This window comes from Acinetobacter sp. FDAARGOS_724 (assembly GCF_013364475.1).
Classification (GTDB): Bacteria; Pseudomonadota; Gammaproteobacteria; order Pseudomonadales; family Moraxellaceae; genus Acinetobacter; species Acinetobacter variabilis.
Genome location: NZ_CP054908.1, coordinates 2,598,389 through 2,613,680, shown reverse-complemented (window position 1 = coordinate 2,613,680; position 15,292 = coordinate 2,598,389). Strand labels below are relative to the sequence as shown.

General features: G+C 42.2%; 13 protein-coding genes. 7 read left to right on the top strand and 6 right to left on the bottom strand.

Features of this window, described 5'->3' with window-relative positions; genetic code table 11:
- Positions 1 to 6: 6 nt before the first annotated feature.
- A complete protein-coding gene (locus FOC32_RS13685; protein ID WP_004784044.1) occupies positions 7 to 597 on the top strand; it encodes an O-methyltransferase in 591 nt (196 codons plus the stop codon).
- 16 nt (positions 598 to 613) lie between these two features.
- On the opposite strand, the gene FOC32_RS13680 is transcribed toward FOC32_RS13685, so the two are convergent.
- A complete protein-coding gene (locus FOC32_RS13680; protein WP_004784043.1) occupies positions 614 to 820 on the bottom strand; it encodes a KTSC domain-containing protein in 207 nt (68 codons plus the stop codon).
- A 294-nt stretch (positions 821 to 1,114) separates the two neighbouring features.
- A complete protein-coding gene (gene ahpC / locus FOC32_RS13675; protein ID WP_004784041.1) occupies positions 1,115 to 1,678 on the bottom strand; it encodes an alkyl hydroperoxide reductase subunit C in 564 nt (187 codons plus the stop codon).
- A gap of 362 nt (positions 1,679 to 2,040) precedes the next feature.
- On the opposite strand from ahpC, the gene hrpA reads away from it, so the two are divergent.
- The 5 genes from hrpA to FOC32_RS13650 all read left to right on the top strand — a co-directional run bounded on the left by hrpA (position 2,041) and on the right by FOC32_RS13650 (position 11,862).
- A complete protein-coding gene (gene hrpA, locus FOC32_RS13670; protein ID WP_004784040.1) occupies positions 2,041 to 5,985 on the top strand; it encodes an ATP-dependent RNA helicase HrpA in 3,945 nt (1,314 codons plus the stop codon).
- Positions 5,986 to 6,015: 30 nt separating this feature from the next.
- A complete protein-coding gene (locus tag FOC32_RS13665) occupies positions 6,016 to 7,125 on the top strand; it encodes a beta-ketoacyl-ACP synthase III (protein ID WP_004784039.1) in 1,110 nt (369 codons plus the stop codon).
- Between the two features lie 14 nt (positions 7,126 to 7,139).
- Positions 7,140 to 7,898, top strand: coding sequence for a lysophospholipid acyltransferase family protein (locus tag FOC32_RS13660; protein ID WP_004784038.1), 759 nt, complete (start codon positions 7,140 to 7,142; stop codon positions 7,896 to 7,898).
- Positions 7,899 to 8,052: 154 nt separating this feature from the next.
- Positions 8,053 to 10,059 (top strand): hypothetical protein, encoded by a 2,007-nt coding sequence (locus FOC32_RS13655; protein WP_034702285.1) that lies wholly within the window; start codon positions 8,053 to 8,055, stop codon positions 10,057 to 10,059.
- 87 nt (positions 10,060 to 10,146) lie between these two features.
- Positions 10,147 to 11,862, top strand: coding sequence for an AAA family ATPase (locus FOC32_RS13650; protein WP_004784036.1), 1,716 nt, complete (start codon positions 10,147 to 10,149; stop codon positions 11,860 to 11,862).
- A 209-nt stretch (positions 11,863 to 12,071) separates the two neighbouring features.
- Here FOC32_RS13650 and FOC32_RS13645 read toward each other — a convergent pair whose 3' ends face one another.
- Positions 12,072 to 12,524, bottom strand: coding sequence for a DUF441 domain-containing protein (locus FOC32_RS13645; RefSeq protein ID WP_034702287.1), 453 nt, complete (start codon positions 12,522 to 12,524; stop codon positions 12,072 to 12,074).
- A 137-nt stretch (positions 12,525 to 12,661) separates the two neighbouring features.
- On the opposite strand from FOC32_RS13645, the gene FOC32_RS13640 reads away from it, so the two are divergent.
- Positions 12,662 to 13,369, top strand: a complete 708-nt coding sequence (locus FOC32_RS13640; RefSeq protein WP_004784034.1) for a pseudouridine synthase — start codon at positions 12,662 to 12,664, stop codon at positions 13,367 to 13,369.
- Positions 13,370 to 13,379: 10 nt separating this feature from the next.
- Here FOC32_RS13640 and FOC32_RS13635 read toward each other — a convergent pair whose 3' ends face one another.
- From FOC32_RS13635 to FOC32_RS13625, 3 genes are all read right to left on the bottom strand, one after another.
- On the bottom strand, positions 13,380 to 13,823 hold the full coding sequence (locus FOC32_RS13635) for a GNAT family N-acetyltransferase (protein ID WP_004784033.1): 444 nt from the start codon (positions 13,821 to 13,823) through the stop codon (positions 13,380 to 13,382).
- A gap of 99 nt (positions 13,824 to 13,922) precedes the next feature.
- Complete coding sequence (locus tag FOC32_RS13630; protein ID WP_004784032.1) at positions 13,923 to 14,270, bottom strand: type II toxin-antitoxin system RelB/DinJ family antitoxin; 348 nt, start codon at positions 14,268 to 14,270, stop codon at positions 13,923 to 13,925.
- A 113-nt stretch (positions 14,271 to 14,383) separates the two neighbouring features.
- Positions 14,384 to 15,292: a pseudouridine synthase gene (locus tag FOC32_RS13625; protein ID WP_004784031.1), complete on the bottom strand. Its 909-nt coding sequence runs from the start codon at positions 15,290 to 15,292 to the stop codon at positions 14,384 to 14,386.

Below are 15,292 nucleotides of genomic sequence, written 5' to 3'. Positions count from 1 at the left end.
AGAGCAATGAATCAATTACAACATTTTGAAAGTTTCATGCAGGAACTGTATAAGACCTTTCATGCGCATGATCTTCAGCAAACTGAACGTCTGCAACGCTATCGAAATATTGAGCCTGAATCAGGCCGATTTTTATCATTACTCATTCGTGCCCAGCAGTCCAAACGTATTCTGGAAATTGGGACTTCTACAGGCTATTCCACTTTATGGCTGGCCGAAGCTGCCCGGCAGACTCAAGCGATAATTACAACATTAGAAATAGATGCAGAAAGAGTTGCGCAGGCCGAGCAGTATGCAAATCAGCTAGACTTAAAGGATTTGATTGATTTTAAAGTGACAGATGCCTTGTATTATCTGCAAGCTGAGCAGGACGTATTTGATTTTATATTGTTAGATGCGGAACGTGATACTTATGTGGATTATTGGACCCATTTGGCCCGATTGCTCAAGCCAAAAGGTGGAGTATTGCTGGTGGATAATGTGATTTCACATGCTGCGGAAGTAGAAGAATTTATTCAGCTGATCCAGCAGGATTCACGTTTTATCATGAGTACATTGCCGATTGGAGCTGGCTTACTCATGGTGACTTATCGTTAAGTAGAAATTAGTTAAATTAAAACAGGCAAACCCGGTCAAAATGTAAGTTGTATTCAAGATACTTCTGTACAAAGGCCATTTTATCTTGTCGTCTTAACAGGTTGTCATAAACAAATTCGGGAACAGGATGGTAGAGCTCTATATCGCCATTGCTATAAATGATTTTCAGGTGGCGGCTAGAAGGACTATAAGCCCATGAGATCACGGTTAGCAGTTTTTGCATACGTTTTCCTCCACTGAATATTATTATCTTATGTCTTGAACTTATGCCAACTGACATTGAAGATGTATAACTGAATTGTAAGCATAAGTAGGGGATTGTTATGAAGAGGATGCAATATGCATGCCTGATTTTTATATGATCTTTAAGATGAAAAATAAAGATTTGGCAGGATGGCTTTAGATAGAAGAAAAAGGAAAATAAAACGGTTGGCCAATAGAGCAATCAAATAAATGTTCAAATAAAAAACCACGCTAAAAGCGTGGTTTTTTTTGAATCAGTTCAATCTAATACAGATTAGATTTTACCAACTAGGTCGATTGAAGGAGCAAGAGTTGCGTCGCCTTCTTTCCATTTAGCTGGGCAAACTTCGCCTGGGTGAGCGTGTACGTATTGAGCTGCTTTAACTTTACGAAGAAGTTCTTGAGCATCACGACCGATACCGCCAGCGTTGATTTCAACGATTTGGATTTTACCTTCTGGATCGATCACGAAAGTACCACGGTCAGCAAGGCCGTCAGCTTCAATTAGTACGTCGAAGTTTTTAGCAAGAGTCCAAGTAGGATCGCCAACCATTACGTATTGGATTTTTTTGATTTCTTCAGAAGAATCGTGCCAAGCTTTGTGAGTGAAGTGAGTGTCAGTAGAAACTGAGTAGATTTCAACGCCTAATTTTTTGAATTCTTCGTAGTTGTCAGCAAGGTCGCCAAGTTCAGTTGGGCAAACGAAAGTGAAGTCAGCTGGGTAGAAGAATACTACAGACCATTTACCTTTAAGGTCAGCTTCTGTTACTTCGATGAATTTACCATTTTGGAACGCAGTTGTTTTGAACGGTTTAACTTCAGTATTAATTAAGCTCATCATTGTCTCCATGATTGAGGTTTGTATTTAATTTCCAATAGGGTACAGAAATTATTTTTCTTGCTGAAACAGTATTTTTACATAACATACATCGGAAAAACCGAATTAAGCTAAAAATAAAACACCATTAGCGCAAACAGCATTGCTCTTGATATAAATGATTCAACCGTAGAATGGTGAATACATCATGACAAGACTCACCCCGGTTTAATGCCTCTTCAGACATGATGCCGCAAGCAGTAAAATTCAAGGGTAAAAATTAAAAAATTATAAAAATATTCAAAATGGCCGTTCTTTCGCTTAGGGGCAATACAGCGTAAAATAGCTGCCTATTGTCTTTTTTTATATCAGGTGTTTTCTCAGTGCAGAGTCCTTTAAATGTAGATCAGCTCGTTATGGCGCGTGACCGTCATCGTTTAAATCGACTCCAAAAAGGTAAAGATGCCAACCAAAAGCAATATCAAGAATTATTTGAAAAATCGCATGCCAAAGTCATGCAGCGTATCGAACGCATTCCCAATATCAAGCTGAATCAGGATCTGCCTGTTACCCAGTATGCAGACAAGCTGATTGAAGCGATTCAGCAGCATCAGGTTATTATTGTGGCTGGTGAAACCGGTTCCGGTAAAACCACGCAATTACCACAAATCGCCATGCTGGCAGGTCGCGGCCTGACTGGTCTGATTGGCCATACCCAGCCACGTCGTCTGGCTGCGCGTAGCGTATCACAGCGTATTGCGGAAGAAGTTGGCGAGAAACTGGGTGAATCAATTTCCTTTAAGGTTCGTTTTAATGAACAGGGCTCGCAGGATTCGATTGTCCGTTTGATGACGGATGGTATTTTATTGGCAGAGCTGGCCAATGACCGGTTCCTGACCAAATACGACACCATTATTATCGATGAAGCGCATGAACGCTCGCTGAATATCGATTTCATCATGGGGTATCTCAAGCAGCTCTTGCCGCGTCGTAAAGATCTAAAAGTGATCATTACTTCGGCAACACTGGACGTAAATCGTTTCAGTAACTACTTTAATGGCGCGCCGATCTATGAAGTGGAAGGGCGTAGCTATCCGGTAGAAGTGCGTTATCGTCCAATTTCTGAAATGAGCATTGTCGGCAGTGATGATGACGAGTTTGATGATTTTGAAGAAAATCTGCCACGTGCAGTGGTTGCAGCTGTAGAAGAATGTTTTCAGGATGCACAGGAAAAGGGACATCCGGAACATGCCGATATCCTGATTTTTGCCAGTACCGAACAGGAAATTCGTGAACTGCAGGAAACCCTGATAAAGCATGGTCCACGCCATACTGAAGTGTTACCACTCTACGCACGATTAGCATTAGCAGAACAGCAAAAAATCTTTAATCCTTCGGGCGGCGGTCGACGGATTATTATCGCCACCAATGTAGCAGAAACAGCATTAACTGTTCCGAATATCCGTTATGTGATTGATAGCGGTTTTGCCCGTATTTCCCGATATAACTACCGTTCACGGGTGCAGCGCTTACCGATCGAAGCGGTTTCTCAAGCTGCTGCCAATCAGCGTAAAGGTCGTTGTGGCCGTATTGCGCCAGGTGTCTGTGTTCGTCTGTATAGTGAAGAAGACTTTTTAAGTCGTCCTGAATTTACCGAACCAGAGATTAAACGGACCAATCTGGCATCCGTTATTTTACAAATGCAAAGTCTGGGCCTAGGTTCACTGGAAAATTTTGATTTCATTGAGCCACCAGATCACCGTCTAGTCAATGATGGTCGCAAGCTCTTGATTGAGCTTGGGGCGATGGTGGAGAAGAGTAAAGCCCCTCTTTCTGAAAGAGGGGTTGGGGGAGATTCTACTAATCCTCCTAAATCCTCCTTTACAAAAGGAGGACTTCAAGGCAAGGGAGATTCTCTAACCAAAATCGGTCAGCAAATGGCAAAAATGCCAATCGATCCACGTCTGGCGCGAATGATTCTTGGCGGTGCGCATTTTGGTGCATTGAATGAAGCTTTGGTAGTTGTGGCGGCACTAGCTGTACAAGACCCACGTGAACGTCCTGCGGATAAGCAGATGCAGGCCGATCAAAAACATGCCTTATTCCGTGAAACAGATTCAGATTTCCTGTTTTATATCAAGCTCTGGGATACCCTGCATAATAACCGTGAAAGTATGAGTGAAAACAAACGCCGTACTTTTGCACGGAATCATTTCCTGAGCTGGTTGCGTCTGCGTGAATGGAAGAAAACTCATGAGCAGCTAGTGGATCTGGCTAAAGGCTTAAAACTGTCCTTTAATGAAAAGAAAGCTAGTTATGAAAATCTCCATCGCGCTTTATTGACCGGCCTACTGTCTTTTATTGCCAACAAGACTGATGAACGTAATGTGTTTATGGCAGTTCGTCAGCAGAAAGCACGGATTTTCCCGGCATCAACGCTGCACAAAACCAATACCCCATGGGTAATGGCTTTTGAAATGGTTGAAACCTCGCAGGTGTATTTACGAACTCTAGCGAAAATTGAGCCGGAATGGATTTTGCTGGCTGCGCGTGACTTACTGAAACATCATTATTTCGAACCACATTGGTCGAAAAAGGCGGGTGTGGTCAATGCGTATGATCAGATTTCTCTGTTTGGTCTAATCATCGAGCCGAAACGTCCGGTCAATTATGAGAAAGTGGATCAGCCGGCTGCGCATGAAATCTTCCTGCGTGATGCACTGACTACTGGTAATCTCGGCATTAATCCACCCTTCTTGAAGCATAATTTGCTGAAACTGGAAGAAGTGGAGCGGGTAGAAGATAAGCTACGCCGTCGTGACTTGGTCGTGGATGAAGAAACCATTTACCAGTTTTATGCCTCCAAAGTGCCACCAGAAGTAGCCAGTCGCCGCAGTTTTGAGGACTGGCGTGCGACAGTAGAGCCACATGATCCACGTTATCTGTTTATTGATGATGATGCGCTTTGGCTGAATGATCGTCCGACCACACAACAGTTTCCGGATTATTTACGTAATGGTGAATTGCGTCTGGCGACCAGTTACCGTTTTGACCCAAGTCATGATGAAGATGGTGCAACGGTTAAAATCCCGCTGCAGGCTTTGCCGCAGGTCGATGAAAATATCTGGTCATGGGGGATTCCGGGCTGGCGTCTGGAGTTGATCGAAGCTTTATTAAAGAGTTTACCTAAAGATAAACGCCGTAGTCTGGTGCCGATTCCAGACACTGCGAAAAAGCTGGCAGCCCGTATTGATGCAGTCAATTTACGTGAGCATATTTTCAGTTTTCTGGCTTTCCAGTTGCGTGGCGAGCAGATTACAGAAAAAGATTTTAGCCTGGATCGGGTTGAGCAATATCTCTTGCCTTTGATCAAGGTGATTGATGAAAAAGGTCGTGTGATTGAACAAGGCCGTGATCTTGCCGAACTGAAAGCCCGTTGCCGTACTGAAACTCATAGTCCGGTGAAACAGTTAAAAGGTGAATTTAAAACTTTCCCAGAAAACTTTGTCTTTGAAGCGTCACAAAAAGTGACGGGTGTAGTGGTCAAGCAATATCAGGCACTGGTTCCGACCAAAGACTTCGCTGCACTGGAACAGAAAGATGAATCTGGTGTCGTGATTCAGACCTTTAATGATCAGGCTGAAGCCGTCAAACAGCACCGTGAAGGGATTATTCGACTGGTGCATATGCAGCTCGGAGATCTGGTGCGCCAGCTGAAAAAACAGATTTCCAAACCGCTGGCACTGGCATATTCACCGCTTGGTGATAAGGCTCAACTGGAGCAAATGCTAGTTTATGCCACACTGCACCTGTCAATTAACGAGCTGCCTGTCAATATGCAAGAGTTCCAAAAGTTGGTGGAGGATGTAAAAAAATCTTTCCTGACTCATGGCCAGACTGCACTGAAAGAAATCACGGATATTTATATCCAGTGGCAGGAAATCCGTCGTAAATTACTGGTTTTAGACCCATCTATATTTGGAAAAAATATTGATGATATTGAGGATCAGCTTGATTTGATGAGTCTTTCTGACTTTGTTTATCGGAAACCTTCCGACGTATGGTCAGAATTTCCACGTTATTTGAAAGCCCTGATCTTGCGTTTAGAGCGCTTGCCAAATAACCTACAGAGGGATGATTCCGCCATTGACCAAATTGATCCGTGGATGGAAAAATTATTTCAGTTTAAAAATGACGCTCGCCTTAAAGAATTGTATTTTATGGTTGAGGAGTTAAGGATCTCATTGTTTTCTCAACCGATGAAAACGAAAACACCCGTTTCTCCAACTCGTCTGCAAAAAGTATGGGAACGTCTTGGAATCAGTTAAGATATAGGTCATTTTGAGAAGGAGTTTTACATGGGCATTCGTATTACGGGTACTGGCTTGTTCCATCCGGAAGATGTCATTACCAATGAAGAGTTAGTTGAAAGTTTAAATGCTTATGTGGAACTGTATAATCACGAAAATGCAGATAAAATCGCTGCAGGCGAATTAGATGCACGTCGTGGTTCTAGCGCAGAATTTATTGAAAAAGCGTCAGGCGTACAACGCCGTTATGTGTCAGAAAAAACTGGCATCCTCGATCCAAAACGTTTACGTCCAAATCTACGTGAACGTTCAGATGATGAAATTTCCCTTCAGGCAGAATGGGGCGTGATCGCAGCAAAACAGGCGATGGAAAATGCCGGTGTCACTGCTGAAGATATCGATGTCGTGATCCTGTCATGTTCAAACCTACAACGTGCTTATCCTGCGGTTGCGATTGAAATCCAGACTGCTCTGGGTATTCAAGGTTATGCTTATGACATGAACGTTGCATGTTCAGCAGCCACTTTCGGTTTAAAACAGGCTGCTGATGCCATCAAGGCAGGTGCACGTCGCGTATTGCTGGTGAATGTTGAAATCACCTCTGCACATACCGATTTCCGTTCACGTGACTGTCACTTTATTTTCGGTGATGTCGCAACTGCATCGATCATTGAAGATACTGAAACTAAAACCGGTTTTGAGATTCTAGATACTTCATTATTTACCCAGTTCTCAAACAATATCCGCAATAACTTTGGTTTCCTGAATACGTCAGAAAATGCGGATATCGACGACAAACGTTTCCGTCAGGATGGTCGTAAAGTATTTAAAGAAGTGTGTCCACTGGTTGCCAAGATGATTACTGCTCAACTTGAGAAAAATCATATTGCCCCTACAGATGTGAAACGCTTCTGGTTGCACCAGGCTAATGCCAGCATGAATGAATTAATTCTGAAACTGGTAGTGGGTAAAGAAAATGCCAAACCAGGTCTGGTACCTATCATTCTGAATGAGTTTGCCAATACTTCTTCCGCAGGTGTCATTATTGCCTTACATCGTACTGCAAATGAAGTTGAAGACGGCGAATATGGCGTACTGTGTTCATTTGGTGCAGGCTATTCAGTGGGTTCAATCCTGGTACAAAAACGCGTGGCGTAAGCCGGGAGTATATTTTGCAGGTCAAGCATGACGGAGCATGGATCAGGCGCTTAAGTGCCTTATCCAAACTGTATTTCACGCCTACTTTTTTAGGGGCTGAAAATATTGATGCCAGTCGACCTGCAATGTATGTCGGTAATCATTCCATGTATGGCATCTTTGATGCGCCAATGCTGATTGATTACCTGTACAATGAACATCAAGTGGCTGTGGTTAGTATTGCTGATCATAGCCATTTTTATGTGCCGCTATGGCGTGAAGCAGTGAAGAAATTTGGTGCTATTGATGGTATACAGGACTATGTGCGCTCAGCTATGCAGCAAGGCTACTCGATTCTGGTCTTTCCGGGTGGTGGCCGTGAAGTGCTGAAACGGGAAGGTGAGCAGTATCAGCTGATCTGGAAAGAGCGTTACGGTTTCCTGAAATTAGCACAAGAGTTTCAATACGATATTGTCCCTTTTGCTGCACTCGGCGGTGATGAAATCTATGAGATTGGATTTGATGCCAATAAGATCATTCAACATAAGTATTTTCAAAAATTATTAAAAATTCCCCAACTCAATAAATTATTACGTCATGGTGACGTGATTCCTTCCTTACCTAAAAATCTGTTTCCCAAACGCTTGCCTTTTTATTTTCAGTTTATGCCGCGGCAGCCAATTCATCATGTGCAGCACGAGAATGATCTGATTGATTTTCGTGAGCATTTACAACAAAAGATCTATCAGGGGCTAGAACTGTTGGCTGACAGACGTCGGCAAGATGAAGTCTAGGTCTTTTCATCATTCCTGCTTTGCTTTACATTGAGATCGAATCGTCTAAAAAATCACCATGCTTCAATTTCTGTAATAGAAAGGAAAAAGCGATTTTAAAGGATTGAAATTCAGTAGGTCTGTAACTCAATAGGGTTAAAACGAAGGGGGAAATATGGAACAGGAGTGTTTGCTACTGCCATTCAGACAGCTCGCTCAACAATGCCTCAGTATTTTTCCTGAGTTAAATCAGCTGTATTTGGATCAAATGGCTTTTGTTGGTCATGTGAATGCCCAGAATTTGTTCAGGATTCATCAGGACGAACATCGCATTGACCTGCTTAATGGCTTATTAAATATCCAGCTATATACACCTCAAGATTTAAATCCGGAAAGTCCTCATGCCTTAGCAGAAATGCACATTGATTCCAGTCTGGCTAAAGCAGAGGCTTTGGAAGAGTTTTTCTTTCAGGATATTTACTTTCTGACTGGCGATTTAAAGCCCCAGCATTCCCTGTTTTTACGTGATAAAGCCAAACAGCTCCGTCAGCTCATTATTGATCAAGTCTATATATGGGTTAATGCGCCTGACCGAGTTGCTAATTGCTTAAAACAGATGTCGCTTGTGCAGGCTGAAATCATCGACTCCTTTATGATTAAAGCCGAAGTTTATACTCAGTCTTGTATCAGTAATTGGATTCAAAGTGGGCATGAGATTCCTGCGCATGTCTTAAAACAGCTACAGCAAATCTTTTCCTTGCAATATTTGCAGCCAGATGAGTTTCTATCGATTCAGTCAGTTATGGATAGTCTGGATGCATTTTGTTTTAGTGCGCCTGAGTTTCTGCACCCAGCAACCTTCCGGATTATTTCTTTATCCTTTGAAAACCGGTTCAATCTGCACGAACTGAATGACCATATTGACGATATTCGTTTGTTGTATCGGCATGCAGAAGAGCAAAGTCATCTACTGGGCTTTGTCCGGTTGATGAATTGTGATAGCTGGCATCGGAGTGATCTGCTATCCAAACGCAATTTTCTGGAAAATAATCCTTATTTATGGCAAAAAAAAGTCGCCAAACTTCCTTTATTTGACTGTCATCGCGTAGTGAACTGGCTATTTAAACAGCCTGCGGAAATCTTGGATTGGCTGAGCAGCAATATTCAACATAGCAGTGTGCGGGTAGCAGCAACAGCTTTAAGCTTTATCGATACGCATCATATTCATCCGCAGATTGTTTTAGCTACCTTGCAATATTTTCAATATATCGCAGCACGTCTGTTTATTGATGATGTTCATCAATATGCCATTCAGCATCACTGGTTTGAGCATGAGCTAAATCGAACAGTTGTTCTCAAAGGGACGCGTCAGGCTATTGAGGATCATCGTATTGCGATTAGTCCATCGATTCTATATCTGGATGAATGGATCGGATTATTGCGGGATGTAGTGGCAATGGATGATCAGATGACTAAAAGAGTTTACGCCAACTTAAGTCGGGTGATGCAGGCTTATATGCAGCATCTGTATAAGGTCACCCGTGATTTGCCTGAGGATGTGCTGGCTTATATTCGGCCCCAAACTCAGCAAGACCGTGATTTTTATAACGTGCTACAACGTAACCAGATTCCATTTGTAGAGTTCAGGAAGCGCTTTTATTTACATGCAAGGCATGTGCGGGAATCCTGTTTTGATGGTTATATCCGTGATTATCTGCCGGAGTATTTTTCTACTCAACCGGAAGTGCCTAAAAATTTAAGCTGGACCAGTTTATTTACGCAGGCAGTTGTCTGGCATGAGCAAATTCAGAAGCAAGAAATTATTGCCAAGCTCAAAAAAGACTTTGCTCTAACCAGCTGGAGGCCGCTCACACAAGCACATTTTCTACTGTATTTTAATTGGCGGTTTGAGGAATTGAAAACACTAGAGCGGATTATTGAAGAGGCTAGAATATTCCGGAACTGTCTGGCTGCAAGTTATGCACAGCGTATAGTCGAAGGTGAATATGTGGCCTTTCGCATGTCACATCCTGCCATTAAATTACCTTTGATTTTAGGCTGTCAGTTGCAGAATGACCAAGTCATCTTTGACCAGCTTGAGTATCCAAATAATCAAAAAGCGGAAGTTGAATATATCAATATTGCCCAGCATTTTATTAACTGGTTAAACCTGCAGGCTTGACCTGATTCAGTGCTTTTCTGTCCGTGAAGCTTAACTTTTCCGGCAAAAATCGTTAGGCTATAGCCGTTCTTTTACGGTATCTCTTTTATGAAACAGGAAACTGCACTTAAGCTCTTAAAAGCAGGGGAAAATGTCTTTTTAACCGGTTCTGCGGGTGCAGGGAAAACTTATACGCTCAATCAATATATCAATTATCTGAAAGCCCGTAAGGTGTCGGTCGCCATTACTGCGTCGACTGGCATTGCAGCAACGCATATGAATGGCATGACCATACATACCTGGGCAGGAATTGGGATCAAAGACTTTTTGTCTGAAGAAGACCTGAAGCGGATGAAAGAGCGTAAATACCTGAAAGAACACTTGGAAAATGCGCAAGTCCTGATTATTGATGAAATTTCCATGCTGCATGCCAAGCAGCTTAATCTGGTCAATCAGGTGCTGAAATATTTCAAGGAAAGTGATGAAGCTTTTGGTGGGATTCAGGTCATTGTAGCAGGGGATTTTTTCCAGTTGCCGCCCGTTGGAAAAAATGATGAACGTAACCGCGATAAATTCTGCTTTATGTCGGATGCCTGGGTTGAAGCCAAGTTCCGCGTCTGTTACTTGACTGAACAGCACCGTCAGGGCAATGACTATCTGAATGATATTCTGAATGCCATTCGTGCACAGGCCATTTCACCTGAACATCGTTCAGCGCTACAAGGTACACGTCAGCAGGACATTGGCGATACCTATACACGTCTCTATACCCACAATATGGATGTCGACAGCATTAACTTTAAGCATCTGAATGAAATTGATCAGGATCCCCGCCAGTTTGATGCGCAATGTGATGGCAATGAAAAACTGATTGAAACCTTAAAGTCTTCAGTCCGAGCACCCGAAGCCTTAACCCTGAAAAAACATGCCAAGGTCATGTTCGTGAAAAATAACTTTGATATGGGTTATATCAACGGCAGCTTGGGTGAAGTGATCGGCTTTGAAGATGATGATGAGCATGGCATTCTGCCAAAAGTTAAACTGACAGATGGAACTACATTAATTGTAGAGCCTGAAACTTGGTCGGTAGATAATGAAGCAGGTAAAACCATTGCCAGTTTCCAGCAGATTCCACTACGTTTGGCTTGGGCGATTACCATTCATAAGTCTCAAGGCATGACGCTAGAAGCTGCTGAGATTGACTTGAGCCATACCTTTGAAAAAGGTCAGGGCTATGTAGCATTATCCCGTTTAAAAAGCTTAAATGGTCTACGCTTGAAAGGCTTTAATGAACAGGCTCTGGAACTTGATAGTCTTGCCATTAAGGCTGATCGCCGTTTTCAGGAACTGTCAGATGAAGCAGAAGCGAATTTTGAAAACGTGGATTTGACTGTACAGCATAAGGCCTTTATCCGCCATTGTGGTGGCACTTTGAACGAAGTTGAGATCCAGCGTAATGAGAAGAAAATTGCCAAAAATGGTGGTAAGCAAAACTACGCGACTGCAACCTTGGATGAAACCCGTGAACTGTTTGAAGAAGGGTATGAGATTTCCGATATTGCAACTGAACGTGGCTTGACACCAGCAACCATTATTAACCATCTCGGACGTTTGCATAAAGAGCAAGGTCTTGATATCTCAATAGCTCATCCGGGTGAGGAAGTTGTTGAACAAGTCCGTAAGATTTATAAACGTCTAACCAAACGTCAAAATTCAGATCATTTTAATGATGATGGCAGTATTAAATTACGCCCAATCGTGGAACTGACCAGCCCGCGTATGGGTTATGATCAGGTGCGTTTGGCCTTGCTGTTTGTGGAATAAAATTTGGGTTTTTAAATTTTAGTATTTAACCTGAGCTTTTACTTTTGAAAGATCAAAAGTAACAAAAATCTTTTGTTGGATTGAAGGTACATCCTGTACCTCAATCCAACGAGCGACATCCATGTCGCTGATCATGTGATTTAATACTATGCAGTTCTTAATTTTAGAATATTAATTTTTAAGAATATTGCACAATCATGGTTAAAGACTTATTGCGTTCCAATCAATAACGATAAAATCCCGGCTGCAATTAATGGCCCGACTGGGACACCACGAAGTACCGCGACGCCTGCCACCGTACCAATTAATAGACCTGCAACGACATCAGGCTGACTTGACATCAGTTTCACCCCGCGTCCACCAAGCCAGGCAACAAATAGACCGATTGCAATTGCCAGTAAAGATTTCCAGCTAAGAAAAGATTTCAGAATACTGTCACCGGGAATTTTTCCGCTAGCAATCGGAGCCAATACTCCAATGGTTAAAATAATAATCCCGATATTTAGGCCATGTTGCTGTATATAAGGTAAGAGTTCATTGAGAGGCGTGATTTTTAATACGATCAACACGGCCGCGGCAATGGTCACAGCAGTATTATGACTAAAAATACCGCAAGCCAGTAGAACCAGAAGAACAAGCAGATTCAGATCAAATTGGGACATAAGGAGATAGGAAAAATGAAAAGTCACAGGATTATAGGCTTTTTACCCATTTAAAGGGAGAAAGCCTTATAAGAACTGAATCTAGTTGGTTTTCGGTATAGAATGCGCCTATTGTTCGTTTAAACAGGTTCAGACAGATGCTATTGGAAAAAATGTTGCAATCACAAGGTTTCGGCTCACGAAAACATTGTCAGCAACTGATTAAAAATGGTGCTATTTCGATTCAAGGCGAACTCATCGATAACCCCAAGCATAAGCTGAATCTGCAAGATCTGACTTTTAGCGTCTATGGTCATGAGTATCGCTATCGGGAAAAAGTATATATTGCGCTCAACAAGCCACAAGATTATGAGTGCTCACATCAGGCCACACATCATTTCAGTGTATTTGATCTGTTTGATGACATCCTGTTAAACCGTGGAATTCAATGTGTAGGTCGTCTCGATCAGGACACCACCGGACTGTTATTGCTGACGGATGATGGTCAGTTTTTACAAGCGTTGACCCATCCTAAAAAACATGTGGCGAAAGTCTATCAGATGACTACTGCCGATCCCGTGACAGATGAGCAGATTCAACAGCTTGAACAGGGTGTGGAATTGAGAAATGAAAAAGGCACCTTTGCTGCTACAGATATTGTTCGTCTAGATGAAAATCGTCTGCAAATGACCATTCATCAAGGGGTTTATCATCAGGTGAAACGTATGCTGGCAGCTGTTGGCAATAAAGTGGAGCAGCTGCATCGTGCCCAGATTGGTGCATTGGCCTTGAATGAACTGCCAATAGGGGAATGGACCTATCTGGACGCAGGACAAGTGGCACAGGCAAAATTCCGTACCGAATAAAGTCTGGGATTTATTTCAGGAAACAATGGAAAGTCACGAATTCATTATCCTGAATAAATCCAAGTGACTCATAAAGTTTATGTGACTGATAATTGGTTTTTTGCGTTTCCAGGCTGATTCGAAGCGCATTCTCATGTCGGGCAAACAAGATGGCAGTGTCAATCAGTTGCTTGGCTGCACCATGCCGTCGATAAGGCGGGCTAATATAGACATCGTCCAGCACATAATAAGTAGAACATGCGACTGAGGAAAATCTTAAATACAGCAGAATAAATCCGGTAAAAATATCATCCTTAGTGTTGATAAAAATGACAGTTTGACCATCTTCAAAACGCTGTTTCAGAAACTCGTAAGATAAATCCAGATTGGAAGAAGTACCATAAAATTGACGGTACTCATCAAATAAAACGGCCAGGTTAGGTAGATCTTCTGACTGGGCGCGTCGCACGATCATCGGCTTACTCCATGTTAATTTTATTATTTATCATTAACATCAAGCATAGCGAAGTTTGAAAGGAGAGAAACTTAAGAATTGTTCGTAAATGCAACAATGTTAAATTTTGTCGCTTTCACCTAAAATGGCATTCAGCTCTTCAAATAAATCAAAATGATCATCATCCAGATTCATTTCCTGATGATCTGCTGGAATCGCTGTAGTACTTGGACTTGAGGTTTGTTCTGCCTTAAGTTCATTCTGTTTCTGCTTGCGTAACTTGATCAGCTGTTCCAGATTAATATTCTGATTTTCAATCGAGAAGGGGATTGATTTGGTCAGAACCACCTGTTTAAAAAAAAGACGAACTGCCTGAGCCGGCGTAATCCCCAATTGTTTAAATACTGCAAATGCCTGTTTCTTTTCTTGGGAATCCAGGCGAATTTGATAAACTTCAGTTTTTCTCATAATATTTTCAAAGCTTTAAATTACTTAACTTTTCGCCTTATTCTAATCGATAACTTCGGGATTTCAATCCTCAAGTTGCCGTTTTTAGAAAATAATCTGTAATGACAAGAGATTTACAGTGTCAATTCAAGTTCAGAGCTAAATTGCATCTGCTTTTGAGTAACTGGATCCCTAAACTGAATGTGTTTGGCCAGTAGCTGTAACGGTGCAGAAAAATCATCATCCGCCTTATGGCAAACCTGGGGATAAAAAGGATCATTCTGGATCGGAATCCCCAAATGACTTAAATGTACCCTTAACTGATGCTGCTTTCCTGTATGCGGTTTTAGCTCATATTTGCCCCATTGTTGATCATGTTGCAGCAGTTGAATTTCGGTTTCGCTATTAGGTTCTCCTTCTACCACCTGCATGATATAAAAGGGCTGGCCTTTTTCCATTTTCAGCTTTGTGATGAGAGGAAAACTTAAATCATCACGATAAGCCGCAATCGCATGATAGGTTTTCTGTACTTGCCGAGTCGCAAACATTTGCTGATAAACCCCACGCGATTGCACACATTTTGAAATCAGCACCGCACCTGCCGTTTCACGATCTAAGCGATGAATCGGAGTGAGATGTTCATTTCCAGTTTGCCGTTTTAGGCGTACCAGCAAGGTTTCCTGTACATATTGTCCAGTAGGACTTATGGTCAGAAAATGCGGTTTATCTACGACCAGTAGATGCTCATTCTCAAACAGAATCTGATGCTGAAAAGGAACATGCACTTCGTGTGCCAAAAAACGATAATAAAAACAATGAGTATTCGCTTGAAAAGAACTTTCGATGCTTAAGGTATTACCCTGAGCATCATAAACCAGACCATTATTGAAACGGGATTGCCATTCGCTTGACTCAATATGTGGAAATTGTGCACAGAGATAGGCATAGACTGTCTTGGGTGAATCTGAGGTCGCTTGCAGGAATACTTTACTTGCCGTAACCCCATTCAGCATGGGTGGGCTAAATTCAACAGTCGGAGTCAT

Coding starts and splice junctions, on each gene's coding strand:
- FOC32_RS13635 (WP_004784033.1), bottom strand. CDS start 13,823: ATGATCGTGCGACGCGCCCAGTCAGAAGATCTACCTAACCTGGCCGTT.
- FOC32_RS13655 (WP_034702285.1), top strand. CDS start 8,053: ATGGAACAGGAGTGTTTGCTACTGCCATTCAGACAGCTCGCTCAACAA.
- ahpC (WP_004784041.1), bottom strand. CDS start 1,678: ATGAGCTTAATTAATACTGAAGTTAAACCGTTCAAAACAACTGCGTTC.
- FOC32_RS13645 (WP_034702287.1), bottom strand. CDS start 12,524: ATGTCCCAATTTGATCTGAATCTGCTTGTTCTTCTGGTTCTACTGGCT.
- FOC32_RS13630 (WP_004784032.1), bottom strand. CDS start 14,270: ATGAGAAAAACTGAAGTTTATCAAATTCGCCTGGATTCCCAAGAAAAG.
- FOC32_RS13665 (WP_004784039.1), top strand. CDS start 6,016: ATGGGCATTCGTATTACGGGTACTGGCTTGTTCCATCCGGAAGATGTC.
- FOC32_RS13625 (WP_004784031.1), bottom strand. CDS start 15,292: ATGACTCCGACTGTTGAATTTAGCCCACCCATGCTGAATGGGGTTACG.
- FOC32_RS13640 (WP_004784034.1), top strand. CDS start 12,662: ATGCTATTGGAAAAAATGTTGCAATCACAAGGTTTCGGCTCACGAAAA.
- FOC32_RS13685 (WP_004784044.1), top strand. CDS start 7: ATGAATCAATTACAACATTTTGAAAGTTTCATGCAGGAACTGTATAAG.
- FOC32_RS13650 (WP_004784036.1), top strand. CDS start 10,147: ATGAAACAGGAAACTGCACTTAAGCTCTTAAAAGCAGGGGAAAATGTC.
- FOC32_RS13680 (WP_004784043.1), bottom strand. CDS start 820: ATGCAAAAACTGCTAACCGTGATCTCATGGGCTTATAGTCCTTCTAGC.